Origin of the sequence: Pseudomonas mosselii (assembly GCF_019823065.1) — a bacterium.
GTDB classification, from domain to species: Bacteria; Pseudomonadota; Gammaproteobacteria; order Pseudomonadales; family Pseudomonadaceae; genus Aquipseudomonas; species Aquipseudomonas mosselii.
Genome location: NZ_CP081967.1, coordinates 15,343 through 40,123 on the forward strand (window position 1 = coordinate 15,343; position 24,781 = coordinate 40,123).

Below are 24,781 nucleotides of genomic sequence, written 5' to 3' on the forward strand. Positions count from 1 at the left end.
TCACGCCTCCGGCCTTCGGCCTGCGCGCTCCGCTTGCCGGTCGTTCCATGGCAACCACTGCGGCTAGCTCAGCAACCATCGGTAGGAAGCGGACGCCCCAATGGCCTATCCGCCACCAGGCCTTGCCTGCAAGGGGCTTTCGCGGCATATCCTCACTCGCTGCGCTCCCTGCGGTATTCCACGGTCCCCTTGCACGCGGCCTGGCTCTGGATAGTCCTGGCTTACCGCGTCCTACCGAAGGCTGCCGAGCAGATCCACCCAGCGGTGGCGCGCTTCCATTCCCAAAGAGCAGGGCGGCATCCGCTTCGCGGCTGCTGCTTTGAAAAGCGTTTGTTTCCCGCGCCCAAACGCTCGGCATTAAAGCAGCTCGGTAGAGCCGTCAAGCGTACGGCGCAGAAAAAAGCATGATTTCTCGCACGCGAGAATGTGCGACAAGCGGTCAATTTAGATTTGACCAATAGTTGACTTTGGTTAGGCCCTTTGCGATACTAAACCTGTCGAAGCAATCCCGCTTCGATAGCCTGGAATCCAGCGGCGGCAACCGCTCCAGGGTAGTCGCGAAGGAGTTTCACACATGAATATCACCGCTCAGGCCCCCGCAGTCAGCGCCCACAATTGGCTCACTACCGGCGACTTTCTGAACTTCGCCAAAAAGATTTGGGCGCCGGTCGCGTCGAATAGCGAGGCGATGGAGCGCAAGGTTGATGACCTGTACGGCGCAGCATGCGAACGCTTCCCTACCTATGACACGATGGTGCATAACGCCTTCTGTGCGAGCATGGACGCAGAGTTCGGCGCCGATGACCAGGCCGAGGGAGTGGCAGAAATCTTTGCGTATGCCCGCGAGGCTTACGGCTATATGTCTGCCAGTGAAAACGAAGCACAACGCCAGGAAGACGCCGACAACGGCCTTTGCTGGCACGGCCTGGACAGCATGACCTGCCCTTGCGGTTGCTTCGAAAACGACTAATCCAGACGGAAAAGGAGATTCATCATGGCCCGTGGCGTAAATAAAGTGATCCTGGTTGGGACTTGCGGACAGGACCCCGAAGTCCGTTACCTGCCAAACGGCAACGCGGTAACTAACCTCAGCTTGGCCACCAGCGAGCAGTGGACCGACAAGCAAACCGGGCAGAAGGTCGAGCGTACCGAGTGGCACCGCGTCTCGCTGTTCGGCAAGGTGGCCGAGATCGCCGGCGAGTACCTGCGCAAAGGTTCCCAATGCTACATCGAAGGCAAGTTGCAAACCCGCGAGTGGGAGAAGGACGGCATCAAGCGTTACACCACCGAAATCATTGTCGACATTAACGGCACCATGCAGTTACTAGGCGGTCGCCCGCAGAACCAGCAGCAGGGCGGCGATCCGTACAACCAGGGCGGCGGCGACCAAGCACCCCGCCAGCAGGCGCCACGGCAGCAGCGCCCACAGCAGCGCCCGCCAGCTCAGCAGCAAGCGCCGCAACCTGCACCACAGCCAGCAGCCGACTTTGACAGCTTTGACGACGACATTCCGTTCATGGACCCGTACCGTTTCAGCTGGCAGCTTCAGTAAACACCCGCAAGACCAGGCCCGGCGCAATGTCGGGCTTTTTTCTGCGCGACAAACGGTCAAATTAGATTTGACCAATAGTTGACTTAGGTTCGAGCCTTTGCGATACTAACCCTGTCGAAGCAATTCCGCCTCGACAGCCTGGAACCAGCGGCGGCAACCGCTCCAGGCAAATCGCGAAGGAGATTCAAAAATGCGTCTATCCAGCAATTTCCGTAACCCTTGCATGGTCCGCAGCGACAGCCCACTGACCAATGACGATATCGCCCGCGTAGCGCCCTCGATCTTTGCCGAGGAAGCTCACGAAAGCCGCTCCGATCGTTACCGCTACATTCCCACCGTCGACGTACTGGAAGCACTGCGCAGCGAAGGGTTCATGCCGTTCATGGCCTGCCAAACCCGCGTGCGCAACACCGACAAACGCGACCACACCAAGCACATGATCCGCCTGCGCCACGCCGATACCATCGTGGCCAAGGAAGCCAACGAAATCATCCTGCTGAACAGCCACGACGGCACCAGCAGCTACCAGATGATGGGCGGTTGCTTCCGTTTCGTGTGCGCCAATGGCCTGGTGCTGGGCGATGCCGCGCTTGATCAAAAAGTGCGTCACAGTGGGCGTCAGGATGTCATCGGGGAGGTGATCGAGGGCGCCTATGAAGTCCTGAATCACTTCCAGCTGATCGAAGAACAGCGCGAAACCATGAAAAGCATCCAAGTGGGCGGCGACCTGCAGCACGCCTTTGCCGAGGCTGCACTTGCCTACCGTTACGACCCGGCAGACGGCCCGGCTCCGGTGACCGCTAGCCAGCTTCTGGCACCACGCCGCCGCGAAGACGCCACCAATGACCTCTGGTCGACCTTCAACCGCGTACAGGAAAACACCATCAAGGGAGGGCTGCGAGGCCGCAACAAACAAGGGCGCCGCACCAGCACCCGTGCCGTTTCCGGCATTGACCAGGACGTGAAATTGAATCGCGCCCTGTGGGTACTGGCCCAGCACCTGCGCCAAGCCGCCTAACAGCCCCAGGCCGGGCGCCCAGCGCGCCCGGTCTGCACCATGCAGGGAGATCGCAGCCATGCAAAAAGTTTTCTATGTACCCGGCCAAACCGCAATCATCGACTATGCCCGCCAGATCGGCCCCAATGCTTGGGCCGCTCGCGCAACCTGGCTGATGCTGCCAGAGATCCAGGTAAGGCACCCCGGCGCTGTGCTGGGCGATGAAGTAGGCTTTCTGCAAGCGCAGGAAGCCGCCCACGGCACCCAGCCGGCGCGCATCACCGAAACCCGGTATGACTTCGCGCTTAGCCGCGCTCAGGTGCTCGACTACAACGCCGGCGAGGCCGGCGATTCGTTCATACTGCAAGCCCCCGAGGTTGGCGACCTGGTGCGCGTGTACGCCCGTTCAAGCGGTCGTTACTGGACGTTCCTAGCGCTGCCGACCATCACGCATTGCGAGATCTGGCAGCGGATTCACCAGCAGGGGGCCGCGGCTGATTGACTACCGACACTAGGAGCTGATGAATGCAGCCGATGTACACCAAAGAAGAATGGAAGAAGGTTGCGCCCCTGTTTGCTTCCAAGCGCCTGGCCATCTCGACCGTCGAGGTGGCCAAGGCCGTTCTGGTCGATGGCCAGCGCATCACCGACGTAGCCGAGGCCAGGGGGATGACCAAGCAGACCGCGCACGCAGCGGTAAAGCGTGTGCGGAAAATCCTGGAAGAGCAGGGCGCCGGCGAGCTGGTCCCCGTCCTGGTGTGGCTGCCCCCCGAGTTGGCCGAACAGGTGCGGGAAATGGCCAAGCCATTCCCCCAGCCTGCCGCCCAAAAATCGAAGTGAAGAATCACAAGGAGAGACGAAATGTCGTCTGATGAACTCATTTTCCAGGCTGACCGGATTCACTCAGTTTCCATTCATAACGTCACCCTGGTTGCTAACCAGATCAATGAGGACGGGAAAACGGCTGACCTGGTTATCGAGTACCAGGGAAAGCAGCACACGTTGCGCGCCGCTCATTACGTGAATGAGAGTGACGTAGGCAAAGTGGGCTATGTACTGCCAGCGCATTTTGCGTCGTCGGCAGCAGGGAATGGCACCATGATTTTCCGGGCCTACCAGGATCAAAGCCTGCGCCGCGTGTACGAGCTGGACACCACGAACGATGAATTTCAGATGGTGCCGCTTAACCATGGGAAGTGGCCGCACCACCGCGCTCATTTGACATGCGGTTGGCGGTGCGACAGTCGACCTACCGGCTTTCTCGCACCGGCAGGGCTTGTGCCTGGTGCCAAAGGCGAGTTCGTGCCGGATGAAACAGAAGTTGTTTCCGTACGCATTCCGCCTGAATTCGAATGGGAAGCACGCCGGCATCAGATGAAACCTGCGGAACTGCTCGAAAGCTTTATTGGCGACCTGGCCGGCATCCAGAACTTTGGCAACAGGCCCCGGGCTGACCGCTTCGGCAGCAACGGCAGCGACGAACGCATGCTGGCTGATCACTGGCTGGAGCGGGCGCATGGTATGAAAGCTATAGACCCGGACCAGATGAATCAGCAGGCCGAGGAAGCAGAGGAATGGGATGCACAGCAGGACGAATGGTCGGAGCTGCTGGGCGAATACGCTGATCGAGGCGGTGATCCTCGCCAGTTGCTGGAAGCCGTTGACGGTGTGCTGACCAAGCTGGACGAGTTGGGGCCTGATTTTGTGCTGGATCTGCAGGCCGAGGTTGAAGCGACTCAAACCCTGCCCAAACTCACCGAGTTGAATCCCTCGCAGCTGGCGTACCTTGAGAAATGGCTGGCCAGCAACGGCCCGAACAACCTCCTAAAGTGGCCAGGTTGGCATGACGCCCGAGTTGGCCAGGCTCCGAAAGACGTTTGATTCTCCCTCTTGTGCGTGCCCCCTTCGGGGGGCGGCTGTCGTGAACCAAGCCCCGGCCAAAAGCACGCCGGGTCTTGGCCCTTCGGGCTTCCATCCTCACGCCTCCGGCCTTCGGCCTGCGCGCTCCGCTTGCCGTTTGTATCGTACGGCCGAGGGGGCAACTCCTTACCCGGCCTCACGGCCGGGATGGCCCATCCCACCTGGTAATCAAGATCGAGGGCGAGCCGGCCAGCAGGCCGGGCGCTGCAGCAGCTCGCGTGGGGAGCAAGTGCATGGCTCGGGAAATCGCCCTGCAGTTGCCCACCGCCCAGGCGATGATGCGCACCTGGTCCGTGGACAACTGCACCGTTCGCTCTGGCCCTTGTTGGGGCCCCGCTCACTGGACGATTTTTGTGTGTGGGCTGGGCGACTGCGCAAGAGCGGCCTTCGGCGACCAAGGGCTGCGCCCTTGGATCCGCAAGCCCAACGCGCCGGCCTCCGAATGGATGCCCTAACGCATATATGCGTTAGGGCTTGAACCGGCGATGTGCTACGCAGTCATCGAAGTCATCCCGGTAGCGGACCCGGATCTCTGTCATGGCCATGACCAGGGCTTGCACCATCGGCTCCAGAGTCGCCTCCAGCTGATCCAGGATCTCAGGACCGACCTTTGATTTGTTGGCGGCTGTGCGCCCTTCCGTTGCGAATTTCTCCAGCGCAATCCGTACGTCCACCCCTCTCCCGAGCAGCTTGGTGCAGAGGTTTTCTGCCAGGGTCGGAGTTATGTCCAGCCCGTTCAGCCGTTCCACCTGCAGGAATGAAAACACCAGGTCGCGCTTGCAGCGCTTGTGCGCTGCACCGAGTTCCGCGCCGCAGTGGCTGGCCATCTGGCGCAAGCTGCCTTCCCGATTTTCCAGGTATCGGCGGTAACCATCGAGCCGGTCGGCGTACGCCGATTTGGGGGGCATAGAGAAAACGGAAAAAATCGTACGATAAGCCCTGCTGACAGCCTGCAAGCCCTTAGGTTGTGTAGTCGGTGTCCGAATGGGGTATACCCTAACTTGGCGTCAGACCATCCGGCGCTAAATCGTCAGAATAGAGTTGCCTTCCGAATTGATTGACATACGCCGTCAAGGGTCATAGATTTCTTCCTGACACATTTCCCTCAGGAGGATACCTTGCACGGTCAGCGCATCGGTTACGTCCGCGTCAGCAGCTTCGACCAGAACCCAGAACGGCAGCTCGAACAGATCCAGGTGGATAAAGTGTTCACCGACAAGGCGTCGGGCAAGGACACACGGCGGCCCGAACTGGAACGGCTGCTCGCCTTCGTGCGCGAAGGCGACACGGTCGTGGTGCACAGCATGGATCGTCTGGCGCGCAACCTCGACGACCTGCGCCGCCTGGTGCAGGGCCTCACCCAGCGCGGCGTACGCATCGAGTTCCTTAAGGAGCATTTGACCTTCACCGGCGAGGACTCGCCGATGGCGAACCTGATGCTGTCGGTAATGGGCGCGTTCGCCGAGTTCGAACGCGCCTTGATCCGCGAGCGGCAGCGCGAGGGCATCGCGCTCGCCAAGCAGCGCGGGGCCTACCGTGGCAGGAAGAAATCCCTGTCGTCTGAGCGTATTGCCGAACTGCGCCAACGTGTCGAGGCTGGCGAGCAAAAGACCAAGCTGGCTCGTGAATTCGGAATCAGTCGCGAAACCCTGTATCAATACTTGAGAACGGATCAGTAAATATGCCACGTCGTTCAATCCTGTCCGCCGCCGAGCGCGAAAGCCTGCTGGCGTTGCCGGACACCAAGGATGAGTTGATCCGTCACTACACGTTCAGCGAAACCGACCTCTCCATCATCCGGCAGCGGCGCGGCCCGGCCAACCGGCTGGGCTTCGCCGTGCAGCTCTGTTACCTGCGCTTTCCTGGTGTCATCCTGGGCGTCGATGAGCCGCCGTTTCCGCCCTTGTTGAAACTGGTCGCCGACCAGCTCAAGGTCAGCGTCGAAAGCTGGGACGAATACGGGCAGCGGGAGCAGACCCGGCGCGAGCACCTGGTCGAACTGCAAACGGTGTTCGGCTTCCAGCCCTTTACCATGGGCCACTACCGGCAGGCCGTCCAGTTGCTGACCGAGATGGCCTTGCAGACCGACAAGGGCATCGTGCTGGCCAGCACCTTGATCGAGCACCTGCGGCAGCAGTCGGTCATTCTGCCTGCCCTCAACGCCGTCGAGCGGGCGAGCGCCGAAGCAATCACCCGCGCCAACCGGCGCATCTACGATGCCTTGGCCGAACCGCTGTCGGACGCGCATCGCCGCCGCCTCGACGATCTGCTCAAGCGTCGGGACAACGGCAAAACGACCTGGCTGGCCTGGCTGCGCCAATCGCCCGTCAAACCGAATTCGCGGCACATGCTGGAACACATCGAACGCCTCAAAGCGTGGCAGGCGCTCGACCTGCCTTCTGGCATCGAGCGGTCGGTGCACCAGAACCGCCTGCTCAAGATCGCCCGTGAGGGTGGCCAGATGACGCCCGCCGACCTGGCCAAGTTCGAGGCGCAGCGACGCTATGCCACCCTGGTGGCGCTTGCCATCGAGGGCATGGCCACCGTCACCGACGAAATCATCGACCTGCACGACCGCATCCTGGGCAAGCTGTTCAACGCCGCCAAGAACAAGCATCAGCAGCAATTCCAGGCGTCCGGCAAGGCGATCAACGCCAAGGTGCGGTTGTTCGGCCGCATCGGCCAGGCGCTGATCGAGGCCAAGCAGGCGGGCCGCGATCCGTTCGCCGCCATCGAGGCCGTCATGTCCTGGGATGCCTTCGCCGAGAGCGTCACCGAAGCGCAGAAGCTTGCGCAGCCCGAGGACTTCGATTTCCTGCACCGCATCGGCGAAAGCTACGCCACGCTGCGCCGCTACGCGCCGGAATTCCTTGCCGTGCTCAAGCTGCGGGCCGCTCCCGCCGCGAAGGACGTGCTCGACGCCATCGAGGTGCTGCGCGGCATGAACAGCGACAACGCCCGCAAGGTGCCCGCCGACGCGCCGACCGAGTTCATCAAGCCGCGCTGGCAGAAGCTGGTCATGACCGACACCGGCATCGACCGGCGCTACTACGAACTATGCGCGCTGTCGGAGATGAAGAACGCGTTGCGTTCCGGCGACATCTGGGTGCAGGGGTCGCGCCAGTTCAAGGACTTCGAGGACTACCTGGTGCCGCCCGCGAAATTCGCCAGCCTCAAGCAGGCCAGCGAATTGCCGCTGGCCGTGGCCACCGACTGCAACCGGTACCTGAACGACCGGCTGACGCTGCTGGAAACACAGCTTGCCACCGTCAACCGTATGGCGACGGCCAACGAGCTGCCGGACGCCATCATCACCGAGTCAGGCTTGAAGATCACGCCGCTCGACGCGGCGGTACCCGACACCGCCCAAGCGCTGATCGACCAGACGGCAATGATCCTGCCGCACGTCAAGATCACCGAACTGCTGCTGGAGGTGGACGAATGGACGGGCTTCACTCGGCATTTCGCGCATCTGAAATCGGGCGACCCGGCCAAAGACAAGAACCTGTTGCTGACCACGATCCTCGCCGACGCGATCAACCTGGGCCTGACCAAGATGGCGGAGTCTTGCCCCGGCACGACCTACGCCAAGCTGGCTTGGCTGCAAGCCTGGCACATCCGCGACGAAACCTACGGGGCGGCGCTGGCCGATCTGGTCAACGCACAGTTCCGCCATCCCTTCGCCGAGCACTGGGGCGACGGCACCACCTCATCGTCGGACGGCCAGAACTTCCGCACCGGCAGCAAGGCCGAGAGCACCGGCCACATCAACCCGAAATACGGGAGCAGCCCAGGGCGGACGTTCTACACCCACATTTCTGACCAGTACGCGCCATTTCACACCAAGGTCGTGAACGTCGGCGTGCGCGATTCGACCTACGTGCTCGACGGCCTGCTGTACCACGAGTCCGACTTGCGGATCGAGGAGCATTACACCGACACGGCGGGCTTCACCGATCACGTCTTCGCCCTGATGCACCTCCTGGGCTTCCGCTTCGCGCCGCGCATCCGCGACCTGGGCGACACCAAGCTCTACATCCCGAAGGGCGACGCCGCCTATGACGCGCTGAAACCCATGATCGGCGGCACGCTCAACATCAAGCACGTCCGCGCCCATTGGGACGAAATCCTGCGGCTGGCCACCTCGATCAAGCAGGGCACGGTGACGGCCTCCCTGATGCTCCGAAAGCTCGGCAGCTACCCACGCCAGAACGGCCTGGCCGTGGCGCTCCGCGAGCTGGGCCGCATCGAGCGCACGCTGTTCATCCTGGACTGGCTGCAAAGCGTGGAACTGCGCCGCCGCGTGCATGCCGGCCTGAACAAGGGCGAGGCGCGCAATGCGCTGGCCAGGGCAGTGTTTTTCAACCGCCTGGGTGAAATCCGCGACCGCAGTTTCGAGCAGCAGCGCTACCGGGCTAGCGGCCTCAATCTGGTAACGGCTGCCGTCGTGTTGTGGAACACGGTCTATCTGGAACGGGCTGCGCACGCGCTGCGTGGCAACGGCCATGCCGTTGATGACGCGCTGTTGCAGTACCTGTCGCCGCTCGGTTGGGAGCACATCAACCTCACCGGCGATTACCTCTGGCGCAGCAGCGCCAAGATCGGCGCGGGCAAGTTCAGGCCGCTACGACCGCTGCAACCGGCTTAGCGTGCTTTATTTTCCGTTTTCTGAGGCGACCCCCTTCATCGCGAATTGCACCGCCCAAGACGATCTGCACTGAAATCAATACTTTCTGATGCCTCTTGATTAGAGATGCCAGCCATAATCATCTCATCGCCAACGCATACGGCGTTCGGCAGCCAACACACTCTCACTCACTACTGGAAGCTCAGACATGAAAACCATAGGCATTGAAAACTCGAAGTCCAGCGTACAGGCCCACTTAACGCTTGGAACCAAAACTATGGGGCTAGGTATCTATGGCGCGTACTTGGCTCTCGCTATTATTTACTTCTGGTTCGGCGGCATGAAATTTACCCACTAGGGGTTTGGGGAGCAACGGAACAGAAAGTGCACTTAAGCCCTGCCATTTCCTCTCAGCGCCATAATCCAGGACCTTCATCTCCATCTCTCCTTGATTCCGTACTTAACTACGGAGATAGAGTCGGCTCGTGGGTAGAAAACCCGAGAGGAGGCTGTTATGAAATACCTAAGACTACTGCTGATAGTTGGTGCGACTCTGCTGTCATCCACCGTATGGGCCGAGAGCGGGAGCGACCGTTCAATCGAGCGAATCGCCGCTATGCGCGACAAGGCTGAGGCGGCCTTGGTGGCGGAAACCGCCAAGAAGATTGAGCAACTGGGGGCCACGGCGGCTGGCCGGGTCGAGGCGCAGCCCGGCTGTCCGCCTGCAAAGTAGAACATGAGCTGCTGATGCAGTACTAACCTGTGGCCTATGCAAGTGCTCCTTTGGCCATTCAGCGGCGCTCAATGAGCGCCGCTGTTTTGCCAAGCGCAAGCCGACCCCGGAGGTGCCTCACGCATCGGGAAATCCTCGGTTAACGCGCGGAGTCAGCGCAGTTCCTTTTCCCCCTGCAGCGAAACGATCAGCGGACAGGAAACCGTCCCGTGGCTCGCACAACAATCGTGAACCAGCCGCGCCAACACCGACTCGATCCGCCGCAGATCCGCGAGTTTCCCCCGCACATCCTCGAGCTTCTGCTCGGCGAGCACGCGCGCTTCGTCGCAGTGAGCGCCGTCATCCAATCGCAACAGCCCGGCCACCTCATCGAGGCTGAAGCCCAGTCGTTGCGCGGATTTGACGAATTTCACCCGGGCCACGTCCGCCTCGCCGTAGCGGCGAATGCTGCCGTAGGGCTTGTCCGGTTCGGGCAACAGCCCCTTGCGTTGATAGAACCGGATGGTTTCCACGTTGACCCCGGCCGCCTTGGCGAAGGCGCCGATGGTCAGGCTTTCCACAGTGTTTTCCATACTGCTTGACTCCGTACTTGACTACGGAAGTAACCTTAAACCATCGCTCACATGCTCGAAAGGAGAAATGCATGTCTGAACCATCAAACGGGCGCGCCCCTCTTGTCGCCGGGGGGCTTGCGGCGATTCTCGCCTCGACTTGCTGTCTTGGGCCGCTGGTTCTGATCGCACTGGGATTCAGCGGGGCCTGGATCGGCAACCTGACCGTGCTGGAACCTTACCGCCCGCTCTTCATCGGTGCGGCGTTAGTCGCGCTGTTCTTCGCCTGGCGACGCATTTTCCGCCCGGCTCAAGTCTGCAAACCGGGTGAGGTCTGCGCCGTGCCCCAGGTACGCACCACCTACAAGCTGCTGTTCGGGCTGGTAACGGCCTTGGTGCTGGTCGCGCTCGGCTTCCCCTACATCCTTCCCTTGTTCTACTGATCAGGAGTCCGCCATGAAAAAACTGCTTGCATCCTTCGCCCTCGCCACCCTAGTCGCCGCACCTGCCTGGGCGGCCACGCAGACCGTCACTCTGGCGGTGCCGGGCATGACCTGCGCCGCTTGCCCGATCACGGTGAAGAAGGCGCTGACCAAGGTCGAGGGCGTGACCAAGGCCGAGGTGAGCTATGAGAACCGCGAGGCCATCGTCACCTTCGATGATGCCAAGACCAATGTCCAGGCGCTGACTAAGGCGACCGAGGACGCCGGCTACCCGTCCAGCGTCAAGCAGTAGGCGGGCATTCCGATGGCAAACCCTTTCAATTTGTTCACGCGGATCGGTGACAAAGCCGGGTCCGTTGGCGTGCTGATTTCTGCCATAGGCTGTGCCTCGTGTTTCCCCGCCCTTGCCGGTCTGGGGGCCGCGATCGGTCTGGGCTTTCTGAGCCAGTGGGAAGGCCTGTTCATCACCACGCTGCTGCCGTTATTTGCCGGGCTGGCCCTGCTCGTCAATGCCCTCGGCGGGTTCAGTCACCGGCAGTGGCGACGCGCTGCGCCTGGCCTGATCGGCCCGGCCCTGGTGCTGATAGCGGTGTATTTGATGCTGGCTCACGGCTGGCGGAGCGGCTGGCTGCTCTATATCGGCCTGGCCCTCATGTTTGGGGTGTCCATCTGGGATCTCGTGTCGCCCGCCCACCGCCGTTGCTCCCCGACGTCCTGTCCGACTCCGCCAAAATGAAGGAATAACACTATGACCAAACTACAAATCGTCGGCATGACCTGCGCCTCCTGTGTCGAGCATGTGAAAGAGGCCTTGGAGAAGATCCCCGGCGTGCATCGGGCGGATGTTTCCTACGCCAGCGGGAAGGCCGAACTGAAGGTCGACGAGGGCGTAAGCCGTGAACAGATGCAGGCCGCCGTCGAGGCCCTGGGGTATCGAGCGGCGTTCGAAGACGCCACGGCACCTACCCGCTCAGGCCTGCTCGACAAGGCGCGGGGCTGGTTGAGCGGCAGCATTGGCGCCGGGAAAGATGGCGACAGGCTCCACGTGGCGGTCATCGGCAGCGGTGGCGCCGCCATGGCGGCCGCGCTCAAGGCGGTGGAAGGCGGTGCGCGCGTCACCCTGATCGAGCGCGGCATCATCGGCGGCACCTGCGTCAACGTTGGCTGCGTGCCCTCCAAGATCATGATTCGCGCCGCGCATGTGGCCCATCTGCGGCGCGAGAGCCCGTTCGACGCCGGACTGTCCACCACGAGCCTGACCGTCCTGCGCGAGCGGTTGCTCGCCCAGCAACAGGGTCGTGTCGACGAACTGCGCCACGCCAAGTACGAAGGCATTCTGGAGAGCACGCCGGCGATCACCCTGGTACGCGGCACCGCCCGTTTCCAGGACGGCCGCACGCTCAGCGTGGAACTGGCCGAGGGCGGCGAGCGCATCGTCGCCTTCGACCGCTGCCTGATCGCCACCGGCGCGAGCCCGGCCGTTCTACCGATTCCCGGACTCAAGGACACCCCGTACTGGACCTCGGACGAGGCGCTGGCGAGCGACACCATTCCTAAGCGGCTCGCCGTGATCGGCTCCTCGGTGGTGGCGGTGGAACTGGCGCAGGCCTTTGCCCGGCTGGGCAGCAAGGTCACGGTCCTGGCACGCAGCACGTTGTTCTTCCGCGAAGATCCGGCCATCGGTGAAGCGCTGACGGCAGCCTTCCGTATGGAGGGCATCGAAGTGCTGGAACACACGCAAGCCAGCCAGGTGTCCCACGTCGACGGCGAGTTCATCCTGAGCACCAATCATGGCGAGCTGCATGCCGACCGACTACTCGTCGCCACCGGCCGCACGCCCAACACCCAAGGCATGAATCTGCAAGGCGCCGGCGTGAAGCTGGACGAACGCGGTGCCATCCAGATCGACTCGGGCATGCGCACCAGTGCCCCGGATATCTATGCGGCCGGCGACTGTACCGACCAGCCGCAGTTCGTCTACGTGGCGGCGGCCGCAGGCACCCGTGCGGCGCTCAACATGACCGGCGGCGAGGCGAAGCTCAATCTCGACGCCATGCCGGCCGTGGTGTTCACCGATCCGCAGGTGGCCACCGTGGGCTACAGCGAAGCGGAGGCGCACCACGCCGGCATCGAGACCGACAGCCGCACCTTGACCCTGGATAACGTGCCACGCGCACTGGCCAACTTCGACACGCGGGGTTTCATCAAGCTGGTCATCGAGGAAGGTAGCGGACGGCTCATCGGCGTGCAGGCGGTGGCCCCGGAGGCGGGCGAACTGATCCAGACCGCCGCCATCGCCATCCGGGCGCGGATGACGGTGCAGGAACTGGCCGACCAGTTGTTCCCCTACCTGACGATGGTCGAGGGGCTGAAGCTCGCGGCGCAAACCTTCGCCAAGGACGTCAAGCAGCTGTCCTGCTGCGCCGGGTAATGAGCGCGCGAGGTTGAAGCATGAACGACACGGCAAGCGATCTCGGCAGTCGCGACAGCCTGCGCAAGACCTGGCAGGTAATCAGCTTATGGGGGCTGCCTGCCGTCGTGGCGACCATAGCGCTTGTTCTGGCGGATCGACGCCCTGCGTTGTTCCTGGCAGCGAGCGCCGCGCTACTCGTGATGGGCGGCGCCTGCCTGGTCAACGCCGCGCGCTGTCGCCGCCTTCACTGCTACATCACCGGGCCGTATTTCCTGATGCTCGCGCTGGGTGCGCTGCTGGCTTATGGGTTTGCCCCAAACGGCGAGTATCACTCCCGGCTGTGGTTGCTCCTGGCACTAGGGGTTACGCCATTGCTCATCTGGCTACCTGAACGCCTAGCCGGAAGGAAATATCTGAGCGCCCTAGTTTGCGGGGAAGACCGGGAGTGTCGGTGATGAATGCCTACACCATATCCAGACTGGCCGAGGACGCGGGCGTCAGCGTGCATGTGGTGCGCGACTATGTGCTGCGTGGCTTGCTGCACCCCGCGCGGCGCACGGAGAGCGGTTACGGCATTTTCGATGAGCGGTCCCTGGCGCGTCTGCGCTTCGTGCGCGCCGCCTTCGAGTCTGGTATCGGGCTCGACGAATTGGCACGGCTCTGCCGGGCGCTCGATGCGGACGATGGCGCCGACTTGATCGGCTGCGTCGAGTGCCTGCTCCGGCTAGTCACGGCACGGCAGGCGGCCTTAGCCGCAGTGGCAACCCAGCTGGCCGGGCTGACTCATTGCGCCGGCGAAGGTTCTGCCTATGCGTAACGCCGATCACGTTGAGTCAAGCAAGGTCTTCCGCTGGCGTGCTTACACCTGGGGCGTGCTCGCCGCGCTCACCTGCCCTTGCCATCTGCCGGTGCTGGCATTGCTGCTTTCGGGGACAGCGGCCGGCGCGTTCGTCAGCGAGCAGTGGAGCCTCGCGACGCTCGTGCTGGCGGTTTTCTTCATCCTCTTCCTGCGAGCGGCATTGCAGGCCTTTCGGAAGCGACCGTGACCCGCTCGGAGCACGGCGCGACCACCACTGCCGAGTTGGGCAGGGAGGCTGCAGGTCGATCGGCGCTCAGTCACGGGGGGAAAGCGTTGCTAGGTTTTCTTGGACGATGGAGGAACCCCCATCATGAACACAAACAACACCTCCACCATCAGCTGCTGCGAATGCTGCAAGGACATTCCCCTTGACGCCGCACTGACGCCGGAAGGTTCCGAGTATGTCGTGCACTTCTGTGGCCTGGAGTGCTATCAGCGTTTCATGTCGCGAGCAGATAAGAGGGCGGCATCCGAGCCTGATCACCCCTGCACACAAAAGGTCAGTACCCGTCAGGACGGCTAATTCGCGCTGCACCGGAAAAGTGGCTCTTGCTGGTCGCAGAAAGCGTGAGCCCGAGGACTCCGTCAGTCGCAATCCGTCTGAGCTGGAAGTGGCATCGAGTGCGGTGCCCGGCCGATTTCGAACCCAGGCCGTTACACCTACTGGTCGTCGTCCGGATTGCGCAGCGGCCGCAGTTCGCCGCGGGTAACCTCTTCCGGCACCGCGAAGGAGTAACGGCCCAGCATGTTGATGTGCTCGTGGATCAGTGGCGAGAGCCGCGCGACATCCTCCTCCAGCACCGGGTAGCCGTGCTGCCTGAGCCGTTCTACGGCCGCCGTCATGTAGAGGGTGTTCCACAGCACGATGATGTTCACCACCAGGCCGAGGGCGCCGAGCTGGTCCTCCTGGCCTTCGCGGTAGCGCTGGCGCAGCTCGCCGCGTTTGCCGTGGAACACGGCGCGGGCCAGGCTGTGGCGGCCTTCGCCCCGGTTCAGCTGGGTCAGGGTGGCGCGGCGCTTGGACTCGTCGTCGATGTAGGTCAGGGTGTGCAAGGTCTTCTCGATGCGACCGAACTCAGCCAGCGCCTGGGCCAGGCGGGTGGGACGATCCCCTGTTTGCAGGGTGCGCATGATGCCGGTGGCCGGCACTCGGCCGAGCTTGAGCGAGCCGGCCAGGCGTAGCAGGTCGTCCCAGTGCTCGGCGATCAGATCGAGCTTGACCGACTGCCGGGCCAGGCCGTTGAGTTTGCCGTAATCCGCCTCCGGGCGCGTGCGCCAGAAACGGGTACCGCCGACGTCGGCCAGGCGCGGGCTGAAGTGGTAGCCGAGCAGGCGGAACAGCCCAAACACCACATCGCTGTAGGCCCCGGTGTCGGTCATGATCTGCGTCGGCTGCAACTCGGTCTGCTGTTCCAGCACCACGGCCAGCAGCACCAGGCTGTCGCGCAGGGTGCCGGGCACGGTGATGGCGTTGAGGCCGGAGAACTGATCGGAAATCAAGTTGTACCAGGTGACGCCCCGGCCGGTGCCGAAATACTTCGGGTTGGGGCCAGCATGCACGGTGCGCACCGGTACCACGAAGCGCATGCCATCGGCGGAGGCGACCTCGCCGCCGCCCCAGACCTGGGCCAGCTCCAGTTGGCTCTGCGCCCCCACCAGAATGGCGTTTGCCACTGACAGCGTGTCGTCACGGATATAGTTCTGGCTGACCCAGGACAGCCGATCGCGGCGTAGCGCCTGATTGTCGGTGCGGATCAGCGGCTCCAGGCCGGTGTTGCAGGCCCCACCCAGCAGCACCGCGCAGAGGCTGGTGACCAGGTTGTCGGCCCGCGCATTGCGCTCGGACACATGGGTGAAGGCCTCGGCGAAGCCGGTGCGAGCGGCGATTTCCAAGAGGATTTCCGGCAGATCGACACGCGGCATCAGATCAGCCACGGCTGCTCGCAGTTGCAGCAGCGAGTTCGGCTCCTCCAGCTTGTCCAGTGTGCCGAGCGAGAGCTCGGTCTTGCCCTCGGCGTTCTCGCTCAGCTGGATCGCGGGGTTGTCGGGTAGGCGGGCCGCGACCGCCTGCCAGGTCGCATCCAACTCGGCGCTCAGCGCATCCAAGGTGGTGCCGGCGTCAATGGTCAGGCCCAGCGAGCGGCAGATGATCGGCCGCGCCGCCAGCCATTCGGCACCGTCGAGCAGGCCGAGACGCGGGTCGGCATAGCGCCAACTGGGCGAGACGAACACGTCGCGCCGGCGCAGGGCCGTGCGCAGCGCATCGAGCGTGCAGAACACATAGGCGCCCATGTCGAGGGAGCCATCCTCGCGGGTAATGTGCTTCTGCCAAGCCTTGGCCACGATCTCCTGCGGCGCGTCATCCTCCGGTTTCCGGCGGGGCAGGTTCAGCTGCAACCAATCCAGGCCGGCGACCACGCCTTTGCCGGCCGGGCTGAAGCCGAAGCGGATGTGCTTGAGCAGGTCGGGCAGGAAACGGCGCACACTGCGGTAGCGCGCCTCCAGGGCGAGAAAATACACATCGTCAACCGGGCGGATCAGCGCATTGACATCTTCCAGGGCTTTCTCCAGCGAGGCCCTCGGCAGGTCGTTGAACAGCCGGGCGCGCACGTTGTCATCGCTGATTGAGCTGTCCAGCACGACCTTGCACGCGGCGGCGAGCGTCGCCGCCGAGCGATCCAGGTCTTTCAGGCTGCGCATGCGGGCTTTCTTGTCGGCCTTCTCCGCGTTGCTGAACAGGTCGCGTAACAGCGCTTCCAGGACCTCCAGGGCGTCGTCGTGCGCGGTGGCCTCCAGGCACAGGGCGAACGCCACCAGTGTCGCCATCCGCCGCGACGCCGGCAGCCGGTTGATCGCCGTGACCTTGGCGGTGTTGGCGAAGCGAGCCAGGGCCGCGATACGGCTGGGCGGGATGTGCGCCGCCGCTGGCAAGGCGATGCCGATGCCGCGCACGTCATCAAGCCGGCGCAGCGCCCGAATCAGTGCGGGGCCACTGACCATCACCGGGCCGGAGCGCAGTTGATCCAGCCGGGAACTGCGGTTGCCTTCGGCGACCAGCAGCAAGTCCTGTAGCTGCTGCCGTTGCGCCTCGCTCACACTGCGGCCAAGGGTTAGCCAGAGGCGTTCTTCGACCCGGCTGCGCAGTTGGGCGATGAACCGTTCCAGAACGGTGACGCCGGGCAGTAAAACCTTGTGCGTCAGCAACCAGGTCGTCGCCCGATTGAACAACTCGCCAGGACGATCTGTCCCTGTCCAACAGAGCGCATACAGCCAGCGGGCAAGTCGAAAGCCGACGCTGGAATCAGCAAACACCCGATAGCCGTAACGCTCCTGAATCTCGGCGGCATGACGTTGACGTTGGCGGGTTTCGGCATAGGCCAGGATACAAGTTGGATCGGTAATGCCTAACTGGCGACTGAGCGCTTGCAGCACCTCTTGGGGGACGGCTGAAAAGTCGTCGGGAAAAGTGCCCAGGTAGCGGATGCTGGTCAGTTGGGTGGCGTAGCCAAGGCGGTTGTGCTCGCCGCGCAGCGGTAGGAGGATTTTGTGGTCGTCGTCGCTCAGGTGGAAGTAGCGTTCCAGCTCCTCACGACTGGGGGCATCGACATAGCGGCCAAAACCGTCGCGTTGCTCCTGGGTCAGAAAACCGACCGGCATCGATCACAGCACCTCGGCGCAGAACACGGCGGGCGTGACAATCCGCGTGCGTTCGATGTGCCCGCGTTGCAGCAGGCCGGCGCGGCGATCACCGGTCACCAGGTAGTCCGCATCGCCTGCCAGGGCCATGGCCAGCAGAAACGAGTCATCCGGATCATCGGCTTCGACCTCGATGGTCAGACGCTCCAGTACCACAGCCCGTTGCAGGTTATTGATCATGGCTCCCACTTTGGCGGGCTGAAGGATGGCCTGGAGCTTGGGGTAGCGGCTGGCTCGGCGGATTTCATCGAGCTGCATCCGCGAGGTCACTACCTCGAAACGCGCCGCCCGCCAGGCACGGTAGATCGCATCGGGCGCGCCATGCGGCGAGATCAGTGCGCTGAACAGGATGTTGGTATCCAACACGACCCGCATCAGCGCTTACGTGCCCAGTCGAGCGCTTCGTCAACCGCTTCGGTCAGCTCTGCCTCGCTCAGATGGGCATTAGCGGCCTTGGCCTGTTCGGCCGTCAGTTCCAGGATGTGGGCCCGCACCGCCTCTTCAATGAAGCGCGACAGGTCGCCTTTCCGGCCACCGCCCTGGCTGGCCAGAAACATCCGAAGCGACTGGTCGGTGTCGGCCGAGACGGCGACATTCCAGCGAATCGTATTCATGGCGTTCCCCGCTAGTAGGTGTTTGTGTGTTTATACGCCAATCACAAAGGGCTATGCAATGGTTCAAAAAAACCTTCGATTATGTGACAGTGTGAGCCAGAAAGTTCTCGCCGTCAAAAACTGTCACTTAACCCGTCATTTAGTCTAAGACCTGCAAACGGCCATTCAGGCTCGTAATGTGACAAAAACTCCGGCGGGATGCCCTCCTTGGTGAACGTGGTGCGCAAACGTTCCAGGGATTCGGGGTCGCGTCGCCCGTAGGACGCCAGTGTGAACAGCAAGCGGGCCGTCTCCGGGTTGTGTCGCGCTTCAATGATGGCCTCATCGATGGCCTGGGCTGCTCGTTGCCAGTGGTTGATGGGTTCCGGCTTCGGCACCTTCGCCGGCAGGCCGTTGGTGAAACCAGTGTGCGGCTCCGTCTGAAACAGCGCGGCCTGTTCCCCGCGCGGGATCAGCGCCTTTGACTCGATCAGCGTGATGGCGGTGGCCGCCGCCTCCAGCATCTGCCACTGCACCGCCGGGGCCAGAATCTCGTAGGGACGCCACAGACTCTGCCCGGCGCGCAGCGGATGGCCGCAGCGCTCCCAGACATGGCGGATGCTCGCCGAGCAACTGCCGCAGTGCGAGAGCGGCGTGTTCAGCTCATCAAGCAGGGTGCGCAGCAGCCGGAACCACAAGCCGGCGTGGACACGCCGACGCGGCAGCTCCACAAAACCCGTCGTCAGCGCCTGCCAGGTGCGCCGGTCCATGCAGGCGATTGCGTCATCGGCAGGGCGCGGCGCAGCATCGGCGATTTCCCACTGAAGATACCGGCCGGGCATGCCCCAGTAGGACTCCAGCCAGCAGCCATGCTGCGGGCAGCTCAGCATCAAGGGGAGCTGCCAGACGAGTAGCACAGCTTGATTCGTTGGATCGTTCAGACACTGCGGACACGCCCGGCGAATCGTCTGGCTCGGTAGCCAGGCACGCCAGCGAGTGATGGACCGCACCTTGCGGGTGCGCTTGGGCAGGAGCACCGCGCATTGGAATGTATAGGTTTCCAAGGCTGCTGGTACCGAATCGTCGAGACTGTCGAGCAGCCACGGCACCCAGCCTGCAAGACTCATGCTGCGCAACCGCTCCAGCTCGACGCCACTGCGCTGGCAGAGCGCCGTCAGCAACGACAAGGATGGTGCGGTATCCAGGTCATCAAGTTGGCTGTGACCAAGATCGTGGGCCAGCAGCTCGTGCACGTCCATCTGGTAGCAGGCGGCGACCCGGTTGAGCCATGAGGACAGGGCTTCGCCTTCCTTGGGTGCCGGATGCAGCGGCCAGCGCGGCGCGGACTTCACATCAGTTCCCGCTCGAACTGTCGCCGCCGCTCACTGGGGCCGATGTAGTCGGCCATGCTGAGCGTGCGGTGGTTGATCGCTTCCTCGCCACTCTCCACGGCGGCGACGGCCGCCGCCACCAGCAGATGTGCAAGCTCGCCGATGGTGCCTTCGCTCCGGGTGAGCAGGTAGCGGGCCATGTCCAGCGTGGCAATCGGGGATGGCCGCCGTAGCGGGAGTGACGCCGCGAAGCTGGCCAGCAGCGAGCAGCAGTCCTCATTGGCCTCCCACGGCGGCAGCAGCATCGGCTCGAAGCGGTTTTCCAACTGATCGTCCGAACGGATGGCCAGGTACGCCTCGCGCGTGCCGACCCCGACCAGGGGGATACGCAGCTCGTTGCCGAGGAAGCGCAGCAGGTTGAGGAACTCGCGCCGGTTAACGCTGTTGCCAGCCAGTACATTGTGCAGTTCGTCGATCACCAGCATGCGCACGCCGACCTTGCGCAGCAGGGCCAGCGCCAGTTGCTCCATTTCCGGCAGCCGTGGGCGCGGGCGCAGCGGCGCGCCCATCGCAGCCAGCAGCGCGACATAGAAGCGGATCACCGATGGCTCTGACGGCATCTGCACGACCAGCACCGGGATATGTTCTTGGTCAGCGTCGGTGCCGACCGGGTGCGCCCGCCGGAATTTCTCGACGATCATCGACTTGCCGTTGTTGGTGGGGCCGACCAGCAGCAGGTTTGGCATGCGTTGCTTGTTCGGCCACGCATACAGAGTTTCCAGCCGGTTCAGCGCCTCGACCGCGCGCGGGTAGCCGATCCAGCGGTCGGCGCGAATGCGCTGGATGCGCTCGTCTGCCGGCAGCCTGGCCAAACCCTGTGCCGCTGGCAGCAGGTGGGACAGGTCAATGACGGGATATTCGTCCACGGCTACCACTCCTCGATCTGATCGAACGGTTTGGCCGGCGGCAGGTTGTCTGCCTGCGGGTCAGCCATGTCCACATCCGGCGGTATGGGCTTGGCCGGTGGCTCCGACGTCTTGAGGTGCTGGCGGCGATCAGCGTCGCGCCGCGCCTTGCGCGTGGCCTTCTGGGCGGTGGTCACGATCTCGCGCATCTGCCCGATCATGCGGAACAGCGCCGACTCGTCCACCTGCTCGCGCCCGAGCTGACGCAATTTGGCCAGCGCCTGGCGTTGTTCCCAGAGGGTGACGGCCGGATGGGACAAGGTGCGGTAGTGGATCTCCAGATAGTGCTGACCTTCCGGTTCCAGTACCCAGATGCGGCTGATGTCGCGCGGATCGCGCCGGATCAGGAAGGCGGGCAAGCGCTCGCGCCGGGCAATCCACGGCTTGAGGGCGTCGGCGTAGTAGTGGATGTGGTCGATGACAAAGCCGGTGCGGGTCAGGGTGCGGCGGATCACCGGCAGGAAATCGACCAAAAACGCGGTGGGGCGGGTAACGACGGCCGGGACGCCAACGCGCTCCACGGCCTCGGCCCAGCGCGCGGCCGGCGGCTGGAGCAGGCCGTTGTGCACGGAGCCGTGATAGGTGCCTACCGCCAACGCGAGCCAGCGCTCCAGCTCGCGCAGCGTCAGGGTGGCCATCTTCTCGGAATCGTACTCGCCGCGCTGGCCGGGATTGGAGAAGGTCGTCCCCGGTAATTCGTCGTGGATCATCTGCATCGCCGTGCCGATGATCCGTTCCACGATGCCGCCGTAGTGCGGCTGGCCTGGTGGGCGATAGTCCAGCCGGATGCCATGCTGTTCGCAGCCACGGCGCAGCGCTTCGCTTTTGAACTCGGCCGCGTTGTCCAGATAGAGCAGCCTGGGCTTGCCGCTCATCGGCCAGTCCATTTCCACATTCAGCCCTTCCAGCCAGGGCCGCTTGTCGCAGGCGGCATGCGCGAGGCATAGGCCGACCGAGACGGCGGACGGCGCTTCCAGCGTGACCACCATGCCGAGTACGCAGCGCGTGAACACGTCGATGGCGAGGGTCAAATATGGGCGGCCAATCGGTTGCCGGTCGCGCTCGTCGACCACGATCAGGTCGATGACGGTGTGGTCGATCTGCACCTGTTCCAGCGGCATGGTGACTTCGGGCGGAATGCCACCCGCGCCTTGCAAGGGACGGGCAGCGTCCTGCCCGCCCCGGCTGCGGGCTATTTTCGCCGGGTGTAGTCCGGCAATCCGCTGGGCCACGGTGTTGCGCGCCGGCACCGGCAGCTTCTGGGTTTTGCACGCCTGCGCGACTTCGCGGTGGAACGCCGCCAGGCTGCGTTTCTGCTTGGTCAGGAAGCGCTTTTGCAGCAGCTCGCGGATGATGCGCTCGACCGGTTCCGGCAAGCGCCCCTTGCCTTTGCCGCCGCCGGATCGGCCGGGCGTCAGGTCTGTTACCAGGCCAGTACCCTGCCGGGCGCGACGGATCAGGACATATACCTGTCGCCGGGACAGGCCCAGCGCTTGGGCTGCCTCATCGGCGGCTTCATGCCCGACCACCTCAAGCGCTGCCAGTGGCCCGATGATTTCCGTCCGGTGCCGGGCTTGCGCCCATGCCTCGTCGGGCAGGGTGGCCACGCCTTGCGCGGCAATCGGTGGAGTGTCTGATGTCATGCCCAAACCTCGCTTTGGTGCACACGAGTATTGAGCATAGTCGAGATTGGTGCAGACGACTCCTGATATTGGGCTGTCAGGAGCCGTATGCACACCAGGCGTTACATCCAGTCAGATGGTGCGGTCGTCTTCTGAAAACGACACTTTCGTCCAGGGTCTTGTCTTTGGTGTTGAAAAAGCTGGCCAGGGTATGAGCGTCCATCCCCTCGTTTTTGAGTGCGGCAACTTGGTTCCCATACGGCGCCAATGCGAGGATTCGATAGCCGAGTTGATCCTCTGTCTTGCCGTAACTCATTGCCTCGTTGACGGATGTGAGCAGTTGCACGGCCCGCTCAACGGAGTAGGTTTTGCCCGTACCAGCATCACCCTGAATGCCGACAAACCGATTCTCCGTGCTGACGATGGTCTCGACGGCTTGCCGTTGGCCAGCGGTGAGGGTTGATCCTTCAAGTGCTTTAGCGACCTGCTCCTGGGACATGAGCGGCGTCACCTGGCCCCGGCCAGTGCGCTCAATGGCAAGGATGGCTTTCTCGCGCTTCAAGCCTTTCTGTGTGGTGTAGCGCTTCTCGGTTGGCACCAATGAACCGCGCTCGATGGCGGTGGCCACGTACTGTTTTGCCTGCTTGTCCGTCCAGCCTTTCAACTCCTGCAGGTGAGCTTGCCAACCTGCAGGCGACAACACGGGCGCGTTTTCCGTGGGCTGTGCCATTGAGTAGGCCGGTGCTGACTCTATGAGCGTACCTTGTTGTACCAGCCGGGCTATTTCGGCCCGTACCTGGTCAGGCCCGGCCAACCCTACCGAACGCTGGAGCGCCACGGTCAACAGGTCCAACTGGGTAACAACCTGTTCACGCTCGGTCAGGTGATTGATTGCGTATTGCACAACGGCTTGGGCCGGTGTCAGCCCTGCGGGTAGATTGGGATCAGATGGAACGCGGCCAGCGCCTGACGCTGGGCCTGATTCACCATACTCGCGGCCATCCAATCGGCTTTGTGGGCCGTAGTCGATCCCTAACTCGCGGCTTTTCGTCACCCAATACTGTTTCACCAGATCGTGGTCGCGCTCGTCTTTGTGCGGCCTGGTGGCCATTGAGATAACTTGTTTTTCCAGAGTGGTCGCGTCGGCCCGGGTTTTCCCGTCCTTGGCCAACGCTTCTTCAATGACTTTGCTGCGGCTGGAGAATGCTTCGATCTGTTCCCGTGAAATGTGATTCAGCTCGAAGTTGCCTTTGCCATCGAGTACGCGGATCTCGTAGCCCAGCTCGCGCAGCTCCAAGGCCAGTTGGCCCTTGTACATGGCGTCAACTTCATGCTGAACCTTGAAAATATCGTCGTTGAACAAGGCACGCCATTTACCATCGGCGCGCTGCGTCATGTTCATGATCACCGCATGGGTGTGCAGTTGGGGATCCTTGCCGCGACTCATTTCGTGGCGAAACTTGCCAATGACCATGTTCCCCGTGCGTTCGCGCAGGAACTTGCCCTGTACCTTGCGCCGTGCCTGGGCGAGCTTTTCGACGTGGTGCATGGCCTTGGCCACCGCCCGGTCGTGAGCCAGGGTGACATTTTTGTCGCCGGCGACGAGTGCTTGCATCGACACCGATTTCGGCGCCGAGAATGTCATGTCCAAGCCCATGCGCCGCTTGTTGGTTTCGGCATTGAACGTGGTGTGGATCCGCTCGCCGTTCGGCAACTTGCCATCAAGCAGTTTGGCCAGTTGCAGCTGATCGACGGGGCCGACCAGGCCGAGCCGTTCGGCACCTTCGCCTTGCCACTCGCCGGGTGTTTCCTTGGCGTAGTAGGGGTGCATAGAGAAAACGGAAAAAATCGTACGATAGGCCCTGTGACCCGCAAAGTTCGGGCATGTCTCTGTCAGAGTGTTTGCACTTGCTCGGTTTGCCTTTCATTTCTTGACTACAATCGTGGGAGCTGAAGGATCAGATCCCCTCAACAAAAGCCCCGTCAAGATGCCGGGGCTTTTGTTTTCAGTCCACACCGTTGAGCAGAGAACGACTAGATCATGGTGAGCTGATGCCGGTAGGTGTTGTCATAGAGGTTTGATAGTGCTCCATGTTCAGTCTTTCGCATTCAGCATCTGCTTCTATCTGTGTCGGGTAGGTGAACTGCAATCGCTGCTTATCTTGATTGTCATAAATATCAAACCCGCCAGGAACTGTAGTGGAGTGAAAGCGAGTTCCATTACGAATCGATCCTGTTTCGATGGGGATCGCAGGAACAACAACAAATCTCTGAATCATCGTCGCGTCCTTGTGTTGAGTGAATCTTAACTAATAGCGGCAGCCCGCCACTTCTTCAAGTTTTGATAAACCCAATGACAACCAAGCAGCCTGAAGCCGTGGCCTGTCAGGTTGAAGTCATAGAGGTTTGTAGGGAAACGTCAGGAAAAGCCGAAATAGCCCCTATCTTGACGTACTTCGGTCGTCCGGTCTGACGCCAG

At 62.6% G+C, this 24,781-nt stretch carries 27 protein-coding genes and 1 pseudogene; 17 read left to right on the plus strand and 11 right to left on the minus strand.

Annotated features, from left to right (window positions below; genetic code table 11):
• Positions 1 to 574 precede the first annotated feature (574 nt).
• The 6 genes from K5H97_RS29220 to K5H97_RS29245 all read left to right on the plus strand — a co-directional run bounded on the left by K5H97_RS29220 (position 575) and on the right by K5H97_RS29245 (position 4,430).
• Positions 575 to 970, plus strand: a complete 396-nt coding sequence (locus K5H97_RS29220; RefSeq protein ID WP_051555729.1) for a hypothetical protein — start codon at positions 575 to 577, stop codon at positions 968 to 970.
• 24 nt (positions 971 to 994) lie between these two features.
• Complete coding sequence (locus K5H97_RS29225) at positions 995 to 1,552, plus strand: single-stranded DNA-binding protein (protein WP_028691958.1); 558 nt, start codon at positions 995 to 997, stop codon at positions 1,550 to 1,552.
• A 190-nt stretch (positions 1,553 to 1,742) separates the two neighbouring features.
• Positions 1,743 to 2,570: a DUF932 domain-containing protein gene (locus K5H97_RS29230; RefSeq protein WP_028691957.1), complete on the plus strand. Its 828-nt coding sequence runs from the start codon at positions 1,743 to 1,745 to the stop codon at positions 2,568 to 2,570.
• 58 nt (positions 2,571 to 2,628) lie between these two features.
• Positions 2,629 to 3,051 carry a hypothetical protein gene (locus K5H97_RS29235; RefSeq protein WP_028691956.1) on the plus strand — a complete coding sequence of 141 codons (423 nt, stop codon included), beginning with the start codon at positions 2,629 to 2,631 and terminating at the stop codon, positions 3,049 to 3,051.
• A 23-nt stretch (positions 3,052 to 3,074) separates the two neighbouring features.
• Positions 3,075 to 3,389: a TrfB-related DNA-binding protein gene (locus K5H97_RS29240; RefSeq protein WP_028691955.1), complete on the plus strand. Its 315-nt coding sequence runs from the start codon at positions 3,075 to 3,077 to the stop codon at positions 3,387 to 3,389.
• Positions 3,390 to 3,410: 21 nt separating this feature from the next.
• Complete coding sequence (locus K5H97_RS29245; RefSeq protein WP_051555728.1) at positions 3,411 to 4,430, plus strand: hypothetical protein; 1,020 nt, start codon at positions 3,411 to 3,413, stop codon at positions 4,428 to 4,430.
• A gap of 506 nt (positions 4,431 to 4,936) precedes the next feature.
• On the opposite strand, the gene K5H97_RS29250 is transcribed toward K5H97_RS29245, so the two are convergent.
• Positions 4,937 to 5,305, minus strand: coding sequence for a hypothetical protein (locus K5H97_RS29250; protein ID WP_137188492.1), 369 nt, complete (start codon positions 5,303 to 5,305; stop codon positions 4,937 to 4,939).
• A gap of 282 nt (positions 5,306 to 5,587) precedes the next feature.
• Between K5H97_RS29250 and K5H97_RS29255 the strand changes: the two genes are divergently transcribed.
• The gene (locus K5H97_RS29255) at positions 5,588 to 6,148 is read left to right on the plus strand and encodes a recombinase family protein (protein ID WP_003124096.1); all 561 of its coding nucleotides are present in this window, start codon (positions 5,588 to 5,590) and stop codon (positions 6,146 to 6,148) included.
• 2 nt (positions 6,149 to 6,150) lie between these two features.
• Complete coding sequence (locus tag K5H97_RS29260; RefSeq protein ID WP_001138070.1) at positions 6,151 to 9,117, plus strand: Tn3 family transposase; 2,967 nt, start codon at positions 6,151 to 6,153, stop codon at positions 9,115 to 9,117.
• 262 nt (positions 9,118 to 9,379) lie between these two features.
• On the opposite strand, the gene K5H97_RS29265 is transcribed toward K5H97_RS29260, so the two are convergent.
• Complete coding sequence (locus K5H97_RS29265) at positions 9,380 to 9,532, minus strand: hypothetical protein (protein WP_162175271.1); 153 nt, start codon at positions 9,530 to 9,532, stop codon at positions 9,380 to 9,382.
• A 78-nt stretch (positions 9,533 to 9,610) separates the two neighbouring features.
• Between K5H97_RS29265 and K5H97_RS29270 the strand changes: the two genes are divergently transcribed.
• Entirely contained in the window at positions 9,611 to 9,829 is a 219-nt protein-coding gene (locus K5H97_RS29270) for a co-regulatory protein PtrA N-terminal domain-containing protein (protein ID WP_004574529.1), read from the plus strand.
• A 152-nt stretch (positions 9,830 to 9,981) separates the two neighbouring features.
• On the opposite strand, the gene merR is transcribed toward K5H97_RS29270, so the two are convergent.
• Positions 9,982 to 10,401 (minus strand): Hg(II)-responsive transcriptional regulator, encoded by a 420-nt coding sequence (gene merR / locus K5H97_RS29275; protein WP_004574528.1) that lies wholly within the window; start codon positions 10,399 to 10,401, stop codon positions 9,982 to 9,984.
• A 71-nt stretch (positions 10,402 to 10,472) separates the two neighbouring features.
• Between merR and merT the strand changes: the two genes are divergently transcribed.
• The 8 genes from merT (at position 10,473) to K5H97_RS29315 (ending at position 14,618) form a co-directional block, all read left to right on the plus strand.
• Positions 10,473 to 10,823, plus strand: coding sequence for a mercuric ion transporter MerT (gene merT, locus K5H97_RS29280; RefSeq protein WP_004574527.1), 351 nt, complete (start codon positions 10,473 to 10,475; stop codon positions 10,821 to 10,823).
• A gap of 13 nt (positions 10,824 to 10,836) precedes the next feature.
• Positions 10,837 to 11,115 carry a mercury resistance system periplasmic binding protein MerP gene (merP, locus tag K5H97_RS29285; protein WP_004574526.1) on the plus strand — a complete coding sequence of 93 codons (279 nt, stop codon included), beginning with the start codon at positions 10,837 to 10,839 and terminating at the stop codon, positions 11,113 to 11,115.
• 12 nt (positions 11,116 to 11,127) lie between these two features.
• Positions 11,128 to 11,559 carry an organomercurial transporter MerC gene (gene merC / locus K5H97_RS29290; protein ID WP_004574525.1) on the plus strand — a complete coding sequence of 144 codons (432 nt, stop codon included), beginning with the start codon at positions 11,128 to 11,130 and terminating at the stop codon, positions 11,557 to 11,559.
• Positions 11,560 to 11,571: 12 nt separating this feature from the next.
• Positions 11,572 to 13,254, plus strand: a complete 1,683-nt coding sequence (merA, locus tag K5H97_RS29295; RefSeq protein WP_004574524.1) for a mercury(II) reductase — start codon at positions 11,572 to 11,574, stop codon at positions 13,252 to 13,254.
• A 20-nt stretch (positions 13,255 to 13,274) separates the two neighbouring features.
• Positions 13,275 to 13,691: a hypothetical protein gene (locus K5H97_RS29300; protein WP_004574523.1), complete on the plus strand. Its 417-nt coding sequence runs from the start codon at positions 13,275 to 13,277 to the stop codon at positions 13,689 to 13,691.
• Positions 13,691 to 14,053 carry a mercuric resistance transcriptional repressor MerD gene (gene merD, locus K5H97_RS29305; RefSeq protein ID WP_004574522.1) on the plus strand — a complete coding sequence of 121 codons (363 nt, stop codon included), beginning with the start codon at positions 13,691 to 13,693 and terminating at the stop codon, positions 14,051 to 14,053. The genes K5H97_RS29300 and merD overlap by 1 nt, the downstream gene beginning before the upstream one ends.
• Positions 14,046 to 14,282 carry a broad-spectrum mercury transporter MerE gene (merE, locus tag K5H97_RS29310; RefSeq protein WP_004574521.1) on the plus strand — a complete coding sequence of 79 codons (237 nt, stop codon included), beginning with the start codon at positions 14,046 to 14,048 and terminating at the stop codon, positions 14,280 to 14,282. The genes merD and merE overlap by 8 nt, the downstream gene beginning before the upstream one ends.
• A 123-nt stretch (positions 14,283 to 14,405) precedes the next feature.
• Positions 14,406 to 14,618 carry a DUF3330 domain-containing protein gene (locus K5H97_RS29315; protein WP_004574520.1) on the plus strand — a complete coding sequence of 71 codons (213 nt, stop codon included), beginning with the start codon at positions 14,406 to 14,408 and terminating at the stop codon, positions 14,616 to 14,618.
• 137 nt (positions 14,619 to 14,755) lie between these two features.
• On the opposite strand, the gene K5H97_RS29320 is transcribed toward K5H97_RS29315, so the two are convergent.
• The 8 genes and pseudogenes from K5H97_RS29320 to K5H97_RS29355 form a co-directional block, all read right to left on the minus strand.
• Positions 14,756 to 17,752, minus strand: a complete 2,997-nt coding sequence (locus K5H97_RS29320; protein WP_004574519.1) for a Tn3 family transposase — start codon at positions 17,750 to 17,752, stop codon at positions 14,756 to 14,758.
• Positions 17,753 to 17,755: 3 nt separating this feature from the next.
• Positions 17,756 to 18,166 (minus strand): putative toxin-antitoxin system toxin component, PIN family, encoded by a 411-nt coding sequence (locus K5H97_RS29325; protein ID WP_004574518.1) that lies wholly within the window; start codon positions 18,164 to 18,166, stop codon positions 17,756 to 17,758.
• Positions 18,166 to 18,405 (minus strand): ribbon-helix-helix domain-containing protein, encoded by a 240-nt coding sequence (locus tag K5H97_RS29330; RefSeq protein WP_004574517.1) that lies wholly within the window; start codon positions 18,403 to 18,405, stop codon positions 18,166 to 18,168. Before K5H97_RS29330 ends, K5H97_RS29325 begins: the two co-directional genes overlap by 1 nt.
• Before the next feature lie 113 nt (positions 18,406 to 18,518).
• Positions 18,519 to 19,736, minus strand: coding sequence for a TniQ family protein (locus K5H97_RS29335; RefSeq protein ID WP_014754502.1), 1,218 nt, complete (start codon positions 19,734 to 19,736; stop codon positions 18,519 to 18,521).
• Positions 19,733 to 20,641 carry a TniB family NTP-binding protein gene (locus K5H97_RS29340; RefSeq protein ID WP_003465065.1) on the minus strand — a complete coding sequence of 303 codons (909 nt, stop codon included), beginning with the start codon at positions 20,639 to 20,641 and terminating at the stop codon, positions 19,733 to 19,735. The genes K5H97_RS29335 and K5H97_RS29340 overlap by 4 nt, the downstream gene beginning before the upstream one ends.
• A gap of 2 nt (positions 20,642 to 20,643) precedes the next feature.
• A complete protein-coding gene (locus K5H97_RS29345; protein WP_003465068.1) occupies positions 20,644 to 22,323 on the minus strand; it encodes a Mu transposase C-terminal domain-containing protein in 1,680 nt (559 codons plus the stop codon).
• A 136-nt stretch (positions 22,324 to 22,459) separates the two neighbouring features.
• Positions 22,460 to 24,199, minus strand: a pseudogene (mobF, locus tag K5H97_RS29350) (MobF family relaxase); the annotation flags it as partial.
• 142 nt (positions 24,200 to 24,341) lie between these two features.
• Positions 24,342 to 24,581, minus strand: a complete 240-nt coding sequence (locus tag K5H97_RS29355; RefSeq protein WP_081791613.1) for a hypothetical protein — start codon at positions 24,579 to 24,581, stop codon at positions 24,342 to 24,344.
• Positions 24,582 to 24,781 lie beyond the last annotated feature (200 nt).

Excerpts from the sequence above, each read along its gene's own strand:
- K5H97_RS29220 (WP_051555729.1), top strand. The coding sequence starts at position 575 with ATGAATATCACCGCTCAGGCCCCCGCAGTCAGCGCCCACAATTGGCTC.
- K5H97_RS29225 (WP_028691958.1), top strand. The coding sequence starts at position 995 with ATGGCCCGTGGCGTAAATAAAGTGATCCTGGTTGGGACTTGCGGACAG.
- K5H97_RS29230 (WP_028691957.1), top strand. The coding sequence starts at position 1,743 with ATGCGTCTATCCAGCAATTTCCGTAACCCTTGCATGGTCCGCAGCGAC.
- K5H97_RS29235 (WP_028691956.1), top strand. The coding sequence starts at position 2,629 with ATGCAAAAAGTTTTCTATGTACCCGGCCAAACCGCAATCATCGACTAT.
- K5H97_RS29240 (WP_028691955.1), top strand. The coding sequence starts at position 3,075 with ATGCAGCCGATGTACACCAAAGAAGAATGGAAGAAGGTTGCGCCCCTG.
- K5H97_RS29245 (WP_051555728.1), top strand. The coding sequence starts at position 3,411 with ATGTCGTCTGATGAACTCATTTTCCAGGCTGACCGGATTCACTCAGTT.
- K5H97_RS29260 (WP_001138070.1), top strand. The coding sequence starts at position 6,151 with ATGCCACGTCGTTCAATCCTGTCCGCCGCCGAGCGCGAAAGCCTGCTG.
- K5H97_RS29265 (WP_162175271.1), bottom strand. The coding sequence starts at position 9,532 with ATGAAGGTCCTGGATTATGGCGCTGAGAGGAAATGGCAGGGCTTAAGT.
- K5H97_RS29270 (WP_004574529.1), top strand. The coding sequence starts at position 9,611 with ATGAAATACCTAAGACTACTGCTGATAGTTGGTGCGACTCTGCTGTCA.
- merR (WP_004574528.1), bottom strand. The coding sequence starts at position 10,401 with ATGGAAAACACTGTGGAAAGCCTGACCATCGGCGCCTTCGCCAAGGCG.
- merT (WP_004574527.1), top strand. The coding sequence starts at position 10,473 with ATGTCTGAACCATCAAACGGGCGCGCCCCTCTTGTCGCCGGGGGGCTT.
- merP (WP_004574526.1), top strand. The coding sequence starts at position 10,837 with ATGAAAAAACTGCTTGCATCCTTCGCCCTCGCCACCCTAGTCGCCGCA.
- merC (WP_004574525.1), top strand. The coding sequence starts at position 11,128 with ATGGCAAACCCTTTCAATTTGTTCACGCGGATCGGTGACAAAGCCGGG.
- merA (WP_004574524.1), top strand. The coding sequence starts at position 11,572 with ATGACCAAACTACAAATCGTCGGCATGACCTGCGCCTCCTGTGTCGAG.
- K5H97_RS29300 (WP_004574523.1), top strand. The coding sequence starts at position 13,275 with ATGAACGACACGGCAAGCGATCTCGGCAGTCGCGACAGCCTGCGCAAG.
- merD (WP_004574522.1), top strand. The coding sequence starts at position 13,691 with ATGAATGCCTACACCATATCCAGACTGGCCGAGGACGCGGGCGTCAGC.
- merE (WP_004574521.1), top strand. The coding sequence starts at position 14,046 with ATGCGTAACGCCGATCACGTTGAGTCAAGCAAGGTCTTCCGCTGGCGT.
- K5H97_RS29315 (WP_004574520.1), top strand. The coding sequence starts at position 14,406 with ATGAACACAAACAACACCTCCACCATCAGCTGCTGCGAATGCTGCAAG.
- K5H97_RS29320 (WP_004574519.1), bottom strand. The coding sequence starts at position 17,752 with ATGCCGGTCGGTTTTCTGACCCAGGAGCAACGCGACGGTTTTGGCCGC.
- K5H97_RS29325 (WP_004574518.1), bottom strand. The coding sequence starts at position 18,166 with ATGCGGGTCGTGTTGGATACCAACATCCTGTTCAGCGCACTGATCTCG.
- K5H97_RS29330 (WP_004574517.1), bottom strand. The coding sequence starts at position 18,405 with ATGAATACGATTCGCTGGAATGTCGCCGTCTCGGCCGACACCGACCAG.
- K5H97_RS29345 (WP_003465068.1), bottom strand. The coding sequence starts at position 22,323 with ATGACATCAGACACTCCACCGATTGCCGCGCAAGGCGTGGCCACCCTG.
- K5H97_RS29355 (WP_081791613.1), bottom strand. The coding sequence starts at position 24,581 with ATGATTCAGAGATTTGTTGTTGTTCCTGCGATCCCCATCGAAACAGGA.